The sequence below is a fragment of the Sorangium sp. So ce281 genome, assembly GCF_051527395.1.
GTDB classification, from domain to species: domain Bacteria; phylum Myxococcota_A; class Polyangia; order Polyangiales; family Polyangiaceae; genus Sorangium; species Sorangium cellulosum_B.
Window position 1 is genome coordinate 10,789,565 of record NZ_CP150322.1, and the last position, 15,593, is coordinate 10,805,157.

Genomic DNA, 15,593 nt, shown 5'->3' on the forward strand with positions numbered 1-15,593 from the left:
GGACTCCGATGAATCCGAACGAACACGCGATTGAGTTCCTTGATTGGCTGGAACAACGTGAGGCCACGCTTCTCGCGTGGGGTCTCACCGATGGCTTCTTCGCAGAGCACGAACTCGAGCATCATGCGGACGCGTTCCTCGAGGAACTCGTTGGTCGCGGTGTCGATCCGGGGTATGCGTCGGGGTGGGAGCTCGTCGATGCGCTCACCGACGGCCGCCTCCTGTGGAAGCTGCCGGGGTCCGATCGATATCGCACCCGCATGGCCGAAGCGGTGAGACTCTTTGCGCGCCTGCGTCAGATATTCCCCGACCCGAGGCATGGAGCGTGGCGATCGGCGCCTAATCTCGTGGCCGACTACCGCCTCCTCCTGCGAGCGCGTGAGTACCCGAAGCGCGACGTGGCCCCGGACGCTGCGATCACCACACTTCGGTCCGAGGTACGGCTCACTCCGTTGCAGGAGGGCGTGGTGCGCGCATTGCTTCGCACGGGCGCGTCGGAGCAGCTCGCTCTCTCGGGATTCCAGGTGCGAGCTTCGGTGCGCGTGCTCCGTACGACGGGAACCGGCCGTTCCGTCGGCACGGTCGTGTGCGCCGGCACCGGCAGCGGGAAGACCCTCGCGTTCTACCTCCCGGCCTACGCGGCGATCGCGCCCCGGCTCTCCGGCGACCCGTGGACCAAGTGCCTCGCCATCTATCCGCGCAGCGAACTCCTCAAAGACCAGTTCCGCGAGGCCATGGCGAACGCACGCCGCATCGTGCCCGCGCTGCAGGCCGCCAACACGCGCAAGCTCGTCCTCGGCGCGCTGTACGGTGACGTTCCGACGTCGGGGTCGCAATTGCTCACGAATGCGACCGGCGCGAACCGCTCCTCGTGGCGACGCTTCAGGCTACGAGACGGCTGGGCGTTTGAGTGCCCGTATCTACGTTGCCCGCGGTGCAACGAGCCGATGGTGTGGCCGGAGGCGCTCGTTCGCCAACGGGTCGAGTCTCTCGTGTGCACCGCCGGCTCCTGCAACGAGTCGATCGCACCGGACGAGATCCGGCTGACCCGCGAGCGCATGCTCGACGAGCCCCCCGATGTGCTCTTTGCGACGACGGAGATGCTAAACCAGCGCATGTCCTCGGCACGCTACCGGCATCTGTTCGGCGTCGGTGTGGCCCCGGAGCGACGTTTAAATCTGGTACTCCTTGACGAGGCGCACACCTACGAGGGAGTGCATGGCGCTCACGTTGCCCTGCTCCTGCGGCGGTGGCGCCGTCTCGCCGACAACAAGCCCCACTTTGTGGGGCTCTCCGCGACCTTGGCAGAGGCGCCCAGCTTCTTCGCCGATCTGGTCGGCGTCGGGCGCGGCGATGTAGCGGAAATTTCCCCGCACCCTGGCGAACTCCGCCCGCAAGGCATGGAGTACATGCTCGCCCTCCGTGGCGATCCGGCGTCGGGGACGAGCCTACTCTCCACATCGATCCAGACGGCGTTGCTGCTCCGGCGCGTGCTCGCCCCGCAGCGGCGGCAGCCATACTTCGGAAGCCGCGTCTTCGCGTTCACCGACAACCTCGATGTCACGAACCGACTATTCCATAGCCTGCTCGACGCCGAGGGGTGGGATCCGTTCGGCCGGCCCAACCCGCAGCGCCCCGGTGGCTCGCTCGCAAACCTGCGCGCATCCACGCTGCCGGGCGCACGGGAGCGCCTCGACGCAGGGCAAAACTGGACACTGGCAGAGGACGCCGGCCACACACTCGCCCCCGGCGCGCGCGCTCGCGTCGGCCGCACGAGCTCACAGGATGCGGGGGTGGACGCGACCGCCGAGACGGTCATCGCGACCTCTGCGCTCGAGGTCGGCTTCGACGACCCCGACGTCGGCGCCGTGCTTCAGCATAAGGCGCCCCACAGCGCCGCGGCCTTCATGCAGCGGAAGGGTCGCGCCGGTCGCCGCCGCGATATGCGCCCATGGACGGTGGTCGTCCTCTCCGATTACGGCCGCGATCGCAGCGCGTACCAGGCCTATGAGCGGACCTTCTCACCGGCGCTGCCGCCGCGGCGCCTGCCGCTCGGCAACCGCGTCGTGCTGCGTATGCAGGCGACCTATGCGCTGCTCGACTGGCTCGCGCGCGGGTTGCCTCAGGGCCACTCACCGGAACCGTGGACCGATCTCGCTCAGCCGGCCGACTCGCGCGAGACGCAACTGCGCGAGCGGCAGCGGCGGTACGCAGAGCTGCTGCGTTTGCTCCTCGACCAGCCCGAGCAGCGGACCGCGTTTACCAATTTCATGGCTCGGGCCCTCGACGTGGATCCGGACACGGTCACGGCGCTGCTCTGGGAGCCGCCGCGGGCGCTGCTCACCGAGGCTGTGCCTACACTCCTCCGCCGGCTCGAGCGCAACTGGAAGCGCGCGGATGGCAGCGGACCCGAGCGCCACTCGCGGAATGCGCCGCTTCCCGAGTTCGTGCCCCGCGCGCTATTCAGCGATCTCAACCTCCCAGAAGTCACCGTGCGTCTCCCCGCCCACGGGAGGACACCCGCGCGAGAAGAGCCGATGCCGCTAGCGCAGGCGCTTCGCGAGTTCGCGCCGGGACGCGTGTCGCGCCGCTTCGGAGTCCTTCACGCCTTTCAGCGCTACTGGGTGAGCCCCGATCGCGGCAACGACGTGTCCATCGATCGCGTGTGCCCTCGTGAGGATCGACATGACCTCGGCGTGTTCTCGTACCAGGAGCGCGCCCACGTCGTTCAGGTTCCGGTGTTCCGCCCTCATGCTCTCGACGTGACAGTGCCGCCAGCGGACATCCAAGTATCGTCGAACGCGTTTCTCGATTGGCGCGCAGAGATCGTACCGGCCGGGAAAGGCCACGAGGTGGATCTGCCAGCAGCATCGTCGTGGAGCGCGATCATCCAGCCCCTGCGCTTCCACACGCATCATCTTGGGCTCCCGATCGAGCTCCGCCGGTTCGCGACCGGCGCGCGCGCGTCGATCGCGCGGCGAGGATCCCCCTCCCTGGAGCGCAGACTGCGTTTCGTGTGCGAGGCGCCAGGAGGCGGCACCCAGCCCGCCGCGCTGGGACTGGTCGCCGACGTGGACGCGATCGAGGTTCGCTTCCGGTACCCGCCACGACTCCATGAGCAGTGCCGTGCCGACGTGCGCCTCGTTCGCGGGCTGCGACCCGCGCGCTTCCGCGAACTCGTGCGTGCGGCGACCAACCTCGACGGGGTCGCGAACACGTTTCAGCGTGACTGGCTCTCGCAGGCCTACCTTTCGACGGTGACCGCCGAAGCACTGCTCTCGGGGACGGGCCTCGCGGATGCGGAGGCTGCGGTGCACGACGGGACGTCGCGGACGTCGGTCGCCGAAGTGATCGAGACCATCCTGCAGTGGGCGCCGGAAGACGGTGAAGCCGACGATGACGATGACGGCGAGAGCGATGGGGCGGGCCCGGGCGCCCGGCCGCGTCGGCTACAGGAACTGCTCGACATCATCGCCCTCTCGACAACGCGGGAGGCACTCCACGAAGCCGCGAGTGTGCTGTGGGCCCCCATCGATGACCGATGGGAGCCTTGGCTGCAGGCACGATTTAAAGCGACGCTCGGCGCAGCCATGGTGGAGGCCGCCTATGACCTGTGCCCGCGCATGGATCCTGGCACCCTGATCCTCGATCTTGACGCTCGCCCCCGACCGTCCGTTACCGCGGACGACAGTACCGACGAGCTGTGGCTCACGGAGGCGATCATCGGCGGCGGCGGCTTCGTGGAGGAGTTCCTGACGCACTACGCCGCGGATCCGAGACACTACCTCCGGTTGCTTGAAGCGACGCTCGGTGCGTCCGATCTCGAGCACGTAGGCGACGAGCTCGCTCGGATCGTCGCGTGGGCGGGATCCCCGGGGCAGCACCCCTTGCACCCCATCTTCGCAGCGGTTCGAGGCGCGAGGACCCACGACGCGAGCGCGCGCGCCCTCGACGAACTGCGGATGGAGCTGTCACGATGCGGTGTGGCGCCGACGCCGACGCTGCTCGTATCGCTCCATGCGCGCTTGCTTCGGCCTGGCTCGAACGCTCGCACCGACTCGTTCCTCGCCGCCTGTGTCCGCGATTGGCACCATGCGGAAGTACTGCTCGGGGTCGACGTGGACGCGAGGGTCTTCGCGTTTGCCAGAAGCCACGACGACGCACTCGAGCAAGCTCTCCAGGTTGCTCCTCCAGACAGCTCGGATCGGATGCGGGCCGCGTGGCGCTACGGGGTGCTGATGGGGATGCTCTGGCCGCGCGGCGCGCAGGTGCGCGCAGAGAGCCTCCGGGCCCATCACCCGTTCGCGAGCATCCCGGAGTGCGATCGCCTGCTAGTCCTCGCCGCGCTGCGACGCTCTCCGCCGGTGGTGGAGCTGGACGACGGGCCCTGGTTCGAAGGCCTCGCACAGGCTCTTCTCGGAAGCGGATCCGCCGAACTCGTCACGGCGGCGGAGCAACCGGCGCGCCTCGCGGAGGCGCTGCTCCGGCTCGCGTGCGAGCCCATCGACGCCGATACACTGCTCGTGCATCCGCGTGTCACGGGCGTGAGGCGTGAGGGCGAGCGGCTGATCACCTCGATTGAGCTGCCGGAGGCCATTCAATGAGCTTTCCTCCGCGGCAACTACTGCAGACCGCCGCCGCCCCACGCAATGCCGTGCGCGAGTTGCTGCAGTCCATCTTCACCGCTGAACTCCTCGCGCCGAGCCGGTGCCTGTGGATCGTGTCGCCGTGGCTACGGGACGTACCGGTGATCGACAACACCACCGGCGCCTTCCAGCACCTCGGGCCCGACTTCCCGTTCGACGAAGTGCGATTGAGCCGTGTGCTGCGCAATCTGCTGTATCGAGGCACGGAGGTGGTGATTGCTACCCGCCCCGACCTCGGCAACCGCCAAGTGTTCGAGGCCCTGGAGCACGGTCCCGGCAGTCGGTCGAGCGATCGGCGCCTGACATCGCTGGAGCGCTCCGACCTCCACGCCAAGGGTATTGTGGGTGATCGGTACTCTCTCGCCGGTTCAATGAACCTGACGTTCAACGGCATCGAGAACCTGACCGAGATGCTCGTGTTCCAGACCGAGCGCGAACAGGTCGAGGCGCTCCGGATGATGTTCCTCGGCGAGTACGGAGGACGGCCGTGAGCTTCGAGCATCAGTTCTTTGGGCCCGGCAATCGGCTGCGCTGGGAGGCGATCCAGCGCAAGACGCTCCCGGCCGAGGTGTACGAACGGCTGGGCCCGTTCCTGGAAGAGCTGGGGCGGGACCCGGAGATGGTGATTCTGCCCCGTGTGCGCGACGACGGGAGCGTCGCCTGGTACGTGCTCTGTGCATCAACGCATGTCGCACGCATCGCCCGCAACGAGTTACGCGCGTTCCTCGGACCCTCGTACTCGGACTTCGAAGGTCGCCCCACCTTCCTCGACGCGCGGGATCCGGTTGAAGCCGCGGTGCTCGATCGCTGTGGGTCCAACGCTTTTCGCCTTGAGGTGCCCGATGAACGACTCTTCACCGCGGCGCGCGAGCGGCTGCGCCTCGTCCTCCGTCTCCGGGCGGAGCGGCCGAGCCGCCACGGTCAGCGGTTACGTGCGACCGGACGCATCTTGCGCGATTTCGAGTACGCCTTGCTGTCGCATGACGGCGCGGCCGCCTCCGAGCACATCGCGGAGCTCCGTTCGACCGGGCGTCTCGATACAGCGAACCTCCTCTTCCTCGAGGTTCGGCGGCTCGCTTCGCTTGGCATGTGGGACGCGATCCTTGCATTGCCGGAACTCGGCGTCCTAGTCGAATTGAGACGCCCGCGACGCGTCACCGAGGCGCTCGTGCAAGCCGTCTATAACGGGTTGCTGCACGAGTTCGAGATGCGGGCGTACCCAGTCGGGGCCGTCCAGCGCTTCCGCGCTGAGGTGCTGCCGCGGTTCCGCGGGCTGTACCGAGCACGGGCGGGTCTCTCCGGCCACGAGGTCGAAGCGAGCTTCCTCCTCCTCGCCATTGCGTCGGATCCGCCTCGTCCGGAGCTCGTGGACACCATTCTGAGCGCGCAGCCCGAGAGTGCGCCCACTAGAGCGTACCTCGCTTCGATCGCCGCGCTCCTACCGGGTCGCGCCCCCGCGTCGATCGTCGCCGGAGCGTTGCAGTACGCGCGCGACGTGTTCGCCCACGGCGACGTCGACGGCGCGTATGAGAGCGCGCTCGCTCTTCCTCCGTCCTTCGAACGATGCGCCCTGCTACTGCGCTGCGCGTGGGAGATAGGGACGCTTGCGACTACGCGAGTGGCTCTGGCCGCCGTCGAAGATCTCTCAACGTCGGAGCGCGAGCGCCTTGACCACAACGCAGTTCTCTCGCGGATCCACGGCGCACTCGCCGCATCTGCCGCATCCCCGCCGTCCGCGCCCCCTACGACTACGGTCGTCTCGCAACCGTCGTGCGAGGTGCCTTCCTCGTGGCCCGCTTGGCTTCGCGGCCTTCAGGCAGCGGAACGCTGGCGGACCGCCGTGGCGATTGCCGACGCTGCCGGCCGCGAGTGGAGCTTCGCCCACTTCGCAGCGGATCCGGAGCAGGTTGAGTACACGGCCGAACTTCTCCTCGCCGAACTCCCTGAATGGGGGCAGGCCGCGCTCCGCGACGCGCTTCCGTATTTACTGGAGTTCTTCTTATCCGAAGGTCCAGACACTCGCCTCGCCCCCGTCTACGATAGCTTGTTCCTCCTTCTCGCGGTGGATGACCACGTTTCGATTGCTCAATTGCGTGCCCTCGTGCGCGTGGCTGACGCCAAGCTCCAGCTCGGCCTCACTGTGGCCGATTACCGTGAAATCATATCGCAGCTCATGCGGGCAATCGAAGCCATCGGTAGTCCCTCCAGCGCGGATCTCGCGCTCGAAGTGGCCGATCTGCTAGTCACCGTGCCGTGCCTGGATCCGGCGGCTCGACAGCACTTCATCATCCAGGTCGCCGGGCTCTTCCAACGCTGGTACCGCCGCATCGACGCGGCGCACTGGACGCTCCTCCGGAACCTTGCTGACGAACTCGGGGTTGCTGATGCCGTTCCTCGGATAGACGCGAACGACGCGGCTCGGGAGGAAGGCTCATGCTGGTCCGCACTCCGGGGTGCCCGAATCGCCGTGTACTCTCTGCAGGAATCCGTGCTGCGGCGCGTGAAGTCGACGCTTCAAGCGTTGTGCGCCGACGCCACTGTGCACTGCTTCCACGACAAAGTCGGCGGTTCGCCGGCGTTGCGCACCGCAGCGAGCACGGCCGACCTGTTCGTCGTCGCAGCCGCGGTCGCAAAACACGCCGCAACGGACTTCATCGAGGCGAACCGTTCCCGAACAAGTGTAACGCTTTATGCGTGCGGACGAGGAAGCGCCAGTATTCTGGAGGCAATCCGCGACCACCTTCATAAGACCTCTTCATCGTCGTCCTGACCCGCGCTGGGTTCGGCACGCGTCAAGCTGTGTGATTAGAGTCCTACGACTGTGCTCAATGAGTGGTCGTGAGAGCCAACTGACGCCCTGTGGGCGCCCCCGGGCGGTTCCAGACCAGCGATTTATACTGCACCACGAGGTAGTTGGTCAGCATCTGGATGTCCTTGGTCGTGTTCTGGACCTCGTTCCACTTCCGCTGCTGCCCGGGCCCGAAATCCCAGTACCCATCGGTCCAGCGACAGAGTGGCTTGAGCGGCCTCAGGTCCTTCGCGAACATTGCTTTGGTCGGCAGCCCTTTTCTGCGGTACCGCTCCGAGATCGTGTCCATTAGAAACCCGAGGCTCACGACCCCGGCGCCATGCATCAGGCGCGACTTTTTGGGGGGCTGCCCCCACGCTTCTCCGAACACCTCTTTGACCGCGCTCCAGAACGCGAAGAGGACGCCGAGCATGGTGTCCGTATCCACCTCGCTTCCGCTCCCGTCCCGTAGGCGGTAGAGGACCCCGTCGCTCAGGCTGTTCTCCAGCATCTTGAGGACCGAGTTGTCCTTGATGGTGCCCGACGGATTCGTCACTGTGTGGATCATCCCGTGGAAAGGAGAGGTCTTGTCCTGATTCAGCCGCGTCATGAGAAAGGCAGGTAGCCTCCGGCGCTGGAGGAGCGTCGGGAGAGCGGTATCGGTCCCAGGAAGCAACTCATAAATGAGCCCCTTCGGGAGCGGCTTCGTCGAGTTGACGAGGATGAACTGCTCCGTTTGCTCACGCACATCGTCCGTCACGAACGCGCTCACGCAAATGGGAAATGAATCGACGGTCGCATCCCGGATGGCTGCGAGGCGCTGCTGACCGTCGACGATAAAGCCGGGCCGCTCCTCCTCAGGTGCCTCATCATCGACCGGGATGAAGAGCGTCCCCGGGCGAGCGTAGGGGCTGCATGGGCCTGCATGCGGCTCGAAGCGAACCCGAGAGTCGAACGCCAGTACCACGGCGTTCGGGATCATAGGAGACTCGCTCTCCACGTAGGCTCGGATCTCCTCGATGTGCGCCAGGACTTCCGGCCGCTGGTAGCCCTGGAGCTCGTCTCCGTCTTTCCGCCGGATGCGGGACACCGTCGCGAATTTCGGGACCAGCTTAGCGTCCACCGCGAAGGTGTAGAGGGTGCGCTCAGGCGACTGGCGCACCTCGATGGCTGGGAAACACAGCTCGGTCGTCATGAGAATACCTCAGAGGCGGACACGCGACGTCCGCCTGGAGACTCTCGCGCGGTGGTCTCGGCGACGCCACCGCCGAGCTCCCGCGCGAGTTTTCGGTAGAACACCCACGTATTATGGAAACCGCGGCGACGGTTCCGCTCCGCGCCACGGAACAGGATCACATGATGGCCGAGCTCGCGGCAGACGTCGCAGTGGCATTGCGTCCAGGGGCGATCGGTAAGCACCTCGCGATACACATCGCGATGGCTCGACGGAACGCCGCACAGCTCGTCGTATCGCTGGAGGGCGTCGAGTACGACCTCGACCTTGACCTCGCCCGCATCGAGTCGCCGCATCCCGTCGAGACAGGCACGCTCGAGCTCGCGGGCCTTTCCCTGCGGCACGTTGCCCGACGAGATCCGCTTTTGGAGCTTCGGGTTCCCCTCCACTTGGGGGACACGCACAGCGACATACGTGCGGTCCATCGTGTAATAGTTATCCTTATCGTCTTTGAATGCCTGCCGAAGCGGCGAGGTGCTGTCGAAGCTCTCGACGCCCATTTTCGCGAAGGCCTGCATTTGCTCAGTGCGTGTGACCCCGAGGAGGTGAAGCCGGGTATCCTTGCGCCGTACGCCGTCGATAGCCTCGAGCCCAGCCAGGATCTCCGGCGTCTTGAGGGGAACCATCCCGCCGACTGCGACGTGGCGATATCCCATTTTCTGGAGCTGCTGGGCGGCCCGTGCGTAAGAGCGCGGGCTCCAGCCCTGCGCGACGCCGAGCGGTTGGAACGGGAGGCGATCGTTCTTCCATCGTGTGAAGAACTCCTGCGCGAGCTCAAGCGTGATTTCCTGTCGCTCGCGCAGTTCGTCCGGCACCTTGGCGCCCGGCTTGTCCCACTCAGTGCTGTACGCCAGAATCACATGATCGACTGAGATGCCGTAGTCGAAGCCGCAATCAACGTAGAATCGGATCACCTCGTCGACAGTGTACGGCGGCACCTGATCCTTGACATACGTGAAGGCTCCGCAGTCACCCATCGTTGCGATGGGCATGTTGTCTTTCCGATCGATGCGGAAGAACTCGCGCGCCCCGACGCGGAGGAGGCGGTGGCGCTGCGCCAGCGTGTAGCGCCCCCCGGAGTTTTCGGAGCCGTCGACGATGCCCTTCGAGACCAGGATGCCGTCGAGCACCCGCTCCGCGAAAATCTCGTGGGCGTAGAGGTCGTCGCGCTGGCGCAGGCGCGTCGCGGACCTTCGCTCCCGCTCGAAGTCAAAGCTCGGATCGACCAGGTCCTGGCTGTCAGGCAGGAAGTACTTCACCGCGCCACCCCCACTCGATCATGGTAGGTCCGAAGCAAGAAATCTGTCAGACTGCGGACGTGCGCGGGCACGTTCTGGACCTCATTCCACCGCAGTCCAAGGTCGCTCCAGGAGCCCGACGTCCAGCAACAGACGCGGGTGAGCGGTGCAAGCTCACGGAGCACGCGCCGCCGCGCGTCGGAAGCGTCGATGTCGATGGATCCCATCACCCGGTCCATCAAGCGGCCCATCGCACGCAATCCGGCGCTGTGCATCAGGCGGCTCTGGGTCGGCGGCTGCCCCCAGGCGTCGGGGAAGGTGTCCCGTACAGCACTCCAGTAAATGAGCAGGAGCTTTCGGATGCCGGTGAAGTCAGTCTGCGCGGTGGCCACGTTGCGGTAGGCGAACAGACAGCCGGAGGGGGTTGTGAGGCTCTCCTGCAGGATTTGCATGACAGACGTATCAGCGAGCACCTCGGTCTTTCGCGCCGCCTTCGTCGACGAAGCCCGGCGAATCAGGCCGAAAAAGGGAGATTTCGGATCTCGATTCAGAAGGTCGCAGAGGACTGCGGGGGCACGCCGGATGGCGAGGTTCGCCGGCAGAGTCGTGTCGATGTCCGGAAGGAGTTCAGTGATGAGTCCGCGTGGCAGCGGCTTGGTGCTGTTTACTAGAAGGAATTGCTCTCGCTGCGTGGCGATATCGTCGGCGACGAAGGCGTTGACAGCGACGGGGAAATCGTTGCGCTGGCTCCGGGAAAGGGCCATCGCACGCTGCTGGCCGTCGACGATCCAGGCGGGCTTTGGGTCGTCGATGCCTGGGATCGGGATCACGATGGTCCCTGCATGGGCGAGGCCGTCATCGGCCTCGGGGCCGCGCTCTCGCTGAAAGCGTACGGACGAGGAGAGGGACAGGATGATCGAGTTCGGGAACAGCATGCCGCCTTGGCGGCCGTCGAGATAGGCCTGGATGTTCCGGATGTGCTGGCGTACCTCGGGGCGTTGGTAGCCGAGCAACTCGCCTTGAGCGTCGCGTGCGATGCGCGAGATGTCCGCGATCTTCAGTATCTCTTCAGCGCGGAGGCTGAAGAGATAGAGAGGTCGCTCTGGGTCCTGCATGATGCGCAGTGCTCTGCGACGGATCACCGCACGGCGGATGATCCCCTTGTGGGCGGTCGTCTTCTTCGCGGCGCGCGCCATCAACGTTCCTTTACCTGGAGAAAAAGTTGCCTGAACCGTGACTGTTCGCATGCGCGCCCGCTGTCACGGAGGGCCCTGAGCAACTGCGTGTGCGTGGCCGCCGGATTGCTTCGAAGGTTCTGGGCTACGAAGCTGCGAACGGCCTCGTCGTCGAGTGGGGTTCGATCGTACTGCTGAGGAGGCGGCGCCGCGCGGGCTAGATCGATGAAGCGATCTCGTACCGTGGTGGCGGCGATCCCGCGTCGAGCGGCTTCCTCGAGGATGCGCCGGGCGATGCGTGCATGAAGGGAGAGTCGGCTCCCGCCGACCGTCGTCTGCAGGGACGCGACAGATGGGATCCAGTTCCGGCGCAGCGTTTCGTGGGAAGCCCCTGGATCTCCGGAGACGATGAGCAGGTCGTCCCGATCCCGCAGCGCGGACACGGCTTGCACTAAGTCGTCCGCCACCGCGCGGACGTAGCGGGGCGAGGCCACGACGAGCAGCTTCGCACCCGCAGACGCCAGCGCCAGATCCGCCAGCGTCCGGGGTGCGGTCCGGTGCGGCCCCGGCCGCCCGGCCAGCGAATGCCACCAGCGGCGCGCGATCTCATCGCCCGCGCCGCCTTCCGCGATGGAGTCGGGGTGGCCGGACGTGAACGTCGCGCCGTACGCGCGGAGGTGCGCCTCCGCGGGCACGAGTCCGTACCCAGCGGACGCCACCCACAGGCGGGCATCGAGTCCCGCATCGTGTGCAACGCGCGGCAGGTCACGGACCACGGTCCAATGATCGCCGCCGTAGAGATCGACCGCCGGAACTGCCCGCGAGTTGTGCTGCTCGAGCGCGCGCCACCACGCACCGAAGAGGTCCCCCGGCCGCTTCGCGCGGACGGCGCGAAGGCGCAGATCGGCCGGGATCGGAAGCCGCTTCCGATCGGTGCAACCGGCGACAATCTGGACGATGGGACGAGTCACGATCACCTTGGATTCTGCCCGAAATGGCGCGGCACGCTACACCTCTGCCGGATCCCTGCCAAGGGGAGGGCGCGGCGGCTCCCGCCTGCTGACCCGCGCCTGCTCGACCTGCGCGAACGCGCTGTGGTTGTGGATACTTTCGTCGCTCTTCGCGTGCACCCTGAACCAGGCAACGCGCGGATCCTCCTGTAGCTTCAGCGCCACCTCGCGCACGACATCCTCGACGAACGCCGGGTTGTCGTAAGCCTGCATGGTCACGTGGCGCTCGTCCGGACGCTTCAGGAGGGGGTACACGGGGGCCGACGCCGATGACTCGGCGACCTCGACGAGCTCCTCGATCCAGATGAAGTTCGACGAGTCGGACATAGGCGACGTCCCACGGACCTCAATGGTCACGTAGGTCCGCTGGTTGTGCGCGCCGTAGTCGCTGATGGCCTTGCTGCAGGGGCAGAGGGTCGTGACTGGCACTCGGACGCCGAGCACGAAGTCTTCGCTCGTGCCGCTCGTCTCGCCGGTGAGTGAGCACTCGTAGTCGATCAGGCCGCAGGCGCCGCTCACCGGGGCGCGCCGCTCAAGGAAATAGGGAAACACGACCTTCATCTGTGCGGTCTCTGCATGCAGCCGTTCGCGCAGGGCGCGCAGGATCCGCGGCAGGGTGCGCACCGTCACCTCACCGCGGTGCTCCTCGAGCACCTCGATGAAGCGGCTCATGTGGGTCCCCTTGAAGTCATGGGGCAGCCCTACGGACATTGATATTTTTGCGATGGTGTGCTGCCGCTCGCGGGCACGATCGAGCACCACGATCGGGTAAGCGAGATCGCTGACTCCAGCCTGGTTGATGGGGATGCCGCGTGCATCACGGCGGCCTTGCACGTCCTCCATCTCACCCCTCTCCTCGATAAATGCAGCCGGAGGTGCATGTCTCTCGAACGACGACAGCCGAGATCCCCGGCAGCGACGGGGCGAGTTGCGCCCAGATCCACCTCGCAAGATTCTCGCTCGTCGGATTTGATAAACCTTCGATCTCGTTGAGAAAATTATGATCGAGGACCTTGTGCACAGGCTCGAACGCGGCCTTGATGTCCGCGAAATCCAGCACCCAGCCCGTCTCCGGCCCTACGTCTCCGCGCACGTGGATCTCGCAGCGGAAGGAGTGCCCGTGCAGCCGGCTGCACTTATGACCGGGTGGCACGTTCGGCAACCGATGCGCAGCTTCGAAGGTGAACTCTTTGAAAATCTCCATTCGTCACCCTCTCAGGGGATACCGAGCATCTTGTGCGTTTGAAGGCTGAGCCGCCACTGCGGATGCTCCAAGCAGTAGCGGAGCGCGAGTTCGGTGTTTCGTTGCCGCAACAGGCCATCCATCGGCTGCAGATAGAAGCGCGAGAAATCGAGGTATTCGAAGACGTGAGGCTCAGCGCCCTCCTGAGGAAATACGAGTTTCAACTCATCCCCGGAGCGAAGCAGCAGGTCAGTACCTGCCTTGGGGCTCACGCACGTCCAGTCGATCCCCCTTGGCGGGAGCTGGGTTCCATTGGTCTCGATCGCGACCTCGAACCCCTCGGCATGGAACGCCTCGACAAGTGCGTCGTCGAGTTGAAGGAGCGGTTCGCCACCTGTACAGACGATGTAACGCGGGCCGACATGGGCAGGATTATGAGGCCAGACGTTCGCGACGGCTTGGGCGAGGTCTCGGGCGGTTTGGAACTTTCCGCCGCCCGGTCCATCCATGCCCACGAAGTCTGTATCGCAGAAGCGACAAATGGCTCGCTGGCGATCCTCCTCGCGCCCTGTCCAAAGATTGCACCCCGTGAAGCGGCAAAAGACGGCAGGCCGGCCAGCTTGGGCTCCCTCACCCTGCAGGGTATAGAAAATCTCTTTGACTGAGTAAGTCATGCGAGTGCACGCGCGTCGACGCGGTAGGGAGCTGGGTCCGCGAGTCCGCTCTCCGCGAAACCCTTCAGGCGCAAGAGGCAGGCATCGCACCGCCCACACGCCTCGCCTTGAGCAGATGGGTCGTAACAGGTGAGCGTCAGCCCATACTCAACGCCGAGTGCCAAACCACGCTGGATGATCTGCGCCTTGGTCAGGAGGATCAGCGGGGTATGGATCTTGAGCTGCTGCCGACCTTCGACACCTGCCTTCGTTGCGAGATTTGCCATCCGCTCGAAGGCCTCGATATATTCTGGACGGCAGTCTGGGTACCCGCTGTAGTCGAGGGCGTTGACGCCGAGGAAGATGTTGCTCGCGTCTAGAACTTCGGCCCATGCGAGGGCGAACGACAGGAAGATCGTGTTCCTGGCAGGGACGTAGGTTATAGGGATGCCGGTGCCGATAGCATCGAGAGAGCGCCCCTTAGGCACTGCTATGTCGCTTGTGAGCGCTGAGCCGCCGAACGTCCGAAGGTCGATCTGTGCAACAACGTGTTGAGCGACGCCCAAGCGTTGCGCAACACGGCGCGCGGCTTCGATTTCGCCCTCGTGGCGCTGGCCATAACGAAACGTGAGGGCATGAACGTGGTACCCCTCGCTCTGCGCGATGGCCAGGGTAGTCGTGGAATCAAGTCCGCCGCTCAGAAGTACAACAGCTTTCGGTTCACTCGACATAGTCCCTCCTCAGCGTTGGGCACGCCGACCACTGAACAATCTCAACTGGTTGGGAGGTGCATCGTTGATGGGCTCAATTCGGTGCGCGAATTCACGTATCGCGGCAAATTCCTCGGCTGTAAACACTACCTGATGTTCTCGATAGCGCCGACCTGCCGGAATCTTCCCGTCTTGTCTCCAACGCCAGAGAGTCTGGCGAGCCACGCCAATGTCGCGGACTACCTCGGCGGCAGAAAAATAGGTAGTTCCGTCGAGCACGAAGCTCATGCTGTTCGTGTGTTCAGGTTGCAGGGCGTAACAGCTGTCACGAACCGTCAGGTTCCGGTGCAACCTATCCCGCAGCGTCATGCGACGTCAAGACCCGGCGGGAGCGATCAGTTGGCATACTTGGAAAATTATTCCCTGAGCGTAAGGATTCAGGGTCGCTTCTGAGGCGTCCGGGCTGGGTAAATGAGGCTTATCTGGATGTGAAGGTAGAAATTCGGAGAGGAAATCGTAATGAGCTTCCGACCTTCATGTGGCACCTCGTCTGGGTAAGTGACAGCACCACGGCTGGGGTTGGTGCCGCGACCGAGCTCTCAGCGGGCATGGCCTCTTGCGGCTCTCGTCGGGGTCGACCGCGCTGCTGGCGCGGGGCGCCGTGGGCCCAAGGCCCAATGTCGGTTCGGGTCGAGGCGGGCACGGGATGATGCTCGGCGAGGCGATCTCCGCCCGCGTCGCAGACCGAAGCCCGCGTTGTTCGGGATCAGTCGCACTATGGTTTCAGGCCGACATCTCGCTCAACCATCCTTGATGGAGGAGGCACATGGCCGCGCCTAAGGGCCGCGCAAGACGGTAATGGTCATCCGCCAGCCGGCGCGCGACGCCATCAATCAGTCTGACCGTCAACACCCGCTCTTGTGCACGATCAAGCCACTCGGCTTCGGAACGTGGCA

At 65.3% G+C, this 15,593-nt stretch carries 12 protein-coding genes; 3 read left to right on the plus strand and 9 right to left on the minus strand.

Going from position 1 to position 15,593, the window contains the following annotated elements:
* The first annotated feature begins 8 nt into the window (after nucleotides 1-8).
* The 3 genes from dpdJ to dpdD are packed head-to-tail and all read left to right on the plus strand — an operon-like array spanning nucleotide 9 to nucleotide 7,416.
* Nucleotides 9-4,604, plus strand: a complete 4,596-nt coding sequence (gene dpdJ / locus WMF27_RS41360) for a protein DpdJ (RefSeq protein WP_437763391.1) — start codon at nucleotides 9-11, stop codon at nucleotides 4,602-4,604.
* Nucleotides 4,601-5,137: a phospholipase D-like domain-containing protein DpdK gene (dpdK, locus tag WMF27_RS41365; protein WP_437763390.1), complete on the plus strand. Its 537-nt coding sequence runs from the start codon at nucleotides 4,601-4,603 to the stop codon at nucleotides 5,135-5,137. Before dpdJ ends, dpdK begins: the two co-directional genes overlap by 4 nt.
* On the plus strand, nucleotides 5,134-7,416 hold the full coding sequence (gene dpdD, locus WMF27_RS41370; protein ID WP_437763389.1) for a protein DpdD: 2,283 nt from the start codon (nucleotides 5,134-5,136) through the stop codon (nucleotides 7,414-7,416). Before dpdK ends, dpdD begins: the two co-directional genes overlap by 4 nt.
* A gap of 55 nt (nucleotides 7,417-7,471) precedes the next feature.
* Here the strand turns inward: dpdD and dbpB (WMF27_RS41375) are convergent, their stop codons facing one another.
* From dbpB (WMF27_RS41375) to WMF27_RS41415, 9 genes are read right to left on the minus strand one after another with little or no spacing between them, the layout of a single operon-like run.
* Nucleotides 7,472-8,629, minus strand: a complete 1,158-nt coding sequence (gene dbpB / locus WMF27_RS41375; RefSeq protein WP_437763388.1) for a DGQHR domain-containing protein DpdB — start codon at nucleotides 8,627-8,629, stop codon at nucleotides 7,472-7,474.
* Nucleotides 8,626-9,927, minus strand: a complete 1,302-nt coding sequence (gene dpdA, locus WMF27_RS41380) for a tRNA-guanine transglycosylase DpdA (RefSeq protein ID WP_437763387.1) — start codon at nucleotides 9,925-9,927, stop codon at nucleotides 8,626-8,628. Before dpdA ends, dbpB (WMF27_RS41375) begins: the two co-directional genes overlap by 4 nt.
* The gene (gene dbpB / locus WMF27_RS41385; protein WP_437763386.1) at nucleotides 9,924-11,102 is read right to left on the minus strand and encodes a DGQHR domain-containing protein DpdB; all 1,179 of its coding nucleotides are present in this window, start codon (nucleotides 11,100-11,102) and stop codon (nucleotides 9,924-9,926) included. Before dbpB (WMF27_RS41385) ends, dpdA begins: the two co-directional genes overlap by 4 nt.
* Complete coding sequence (locus WMF27_RS41390) at nucleotides 11,102-12,052, minus strand: hypothetical protein (protein WP_437763385.1); 951 nt, start codon at nucleotides 12,050-12,052, stop codon at nucleotides 11,102-11,104. The genes dbpB (WMF27_RS41385) and WMF27_RS41390 overlap by 1 nt, the downstream gene beginning before the upstream one ends.
* Before the next feature lie 36 nt (nucleotides 12,053-12,088).
* Complete coding sequence (gene folE2 / locus WMF27_RS41395; RefSeq protein ID WP_437763384.1) at nucleotides 12,089-12,934, minus strand: GTP cyclohydrolase FolE2; 846 nt, start codon at nucleotides 12,932-12,934, stop codon at nucleotides 12,089-12,091.
* 1 nt (nucleotide 12,935) lies between these two features.
* A complete protein-coding gene (queD, locus tag WMF27_RS41400) occupies nucleotides 12,936-13,295 on the minus strand; it encodes a 6-carboxytetrahydropterin synthase QueD (RefSeq protein WP_437277885.1) in 360 nt (119 codons plus the stop codon).
* 11 nt (nucleotides 13,296-13,306) lie between these two features.
* Nucleotides 13,307-13,948: a 7-carboxy-7-deazaguanine synthase gene (queE, locus tag WMF27_RS41405; RefSeq protein ID WP_437763383.1), complete on the minus strand. Its 642-nt coding sequence runs from the start codon at nucleotides 13,946-13,948 to the stop codon at nucleotides 13,307-13,309.
* Complete coding sequence (queC, locus tag WMF27_RS41410) at nucleotides 13,945-14,658, minus strand: 7-cyano-7-deazaguanine synthase QueC (protein ID WP_437763382.1); 714 nt, start codon at nucleotides 14,656-14,658, stop codon at nucleotides 13,945-13,947. Before queC ends, queE begins: the two co-directional genes overlap by 4 nt.
* Before the next feature lie 9 nt (nucleotides 14,659-14,667).
* Complete coding sequence (locus WMF27_RS41415; RefSeq protein WP_437763381.1) at nucleotides 14,668-14,925, minus strand: helix-turn-helix transcriptional regulator; 258 nt, start codon at nucleotides 14,923-14,925, stop codon at nucleotides 14,668-14,670.
* Nucleotides 14,926-15,593: the final 668 nt, after the last annotated feature.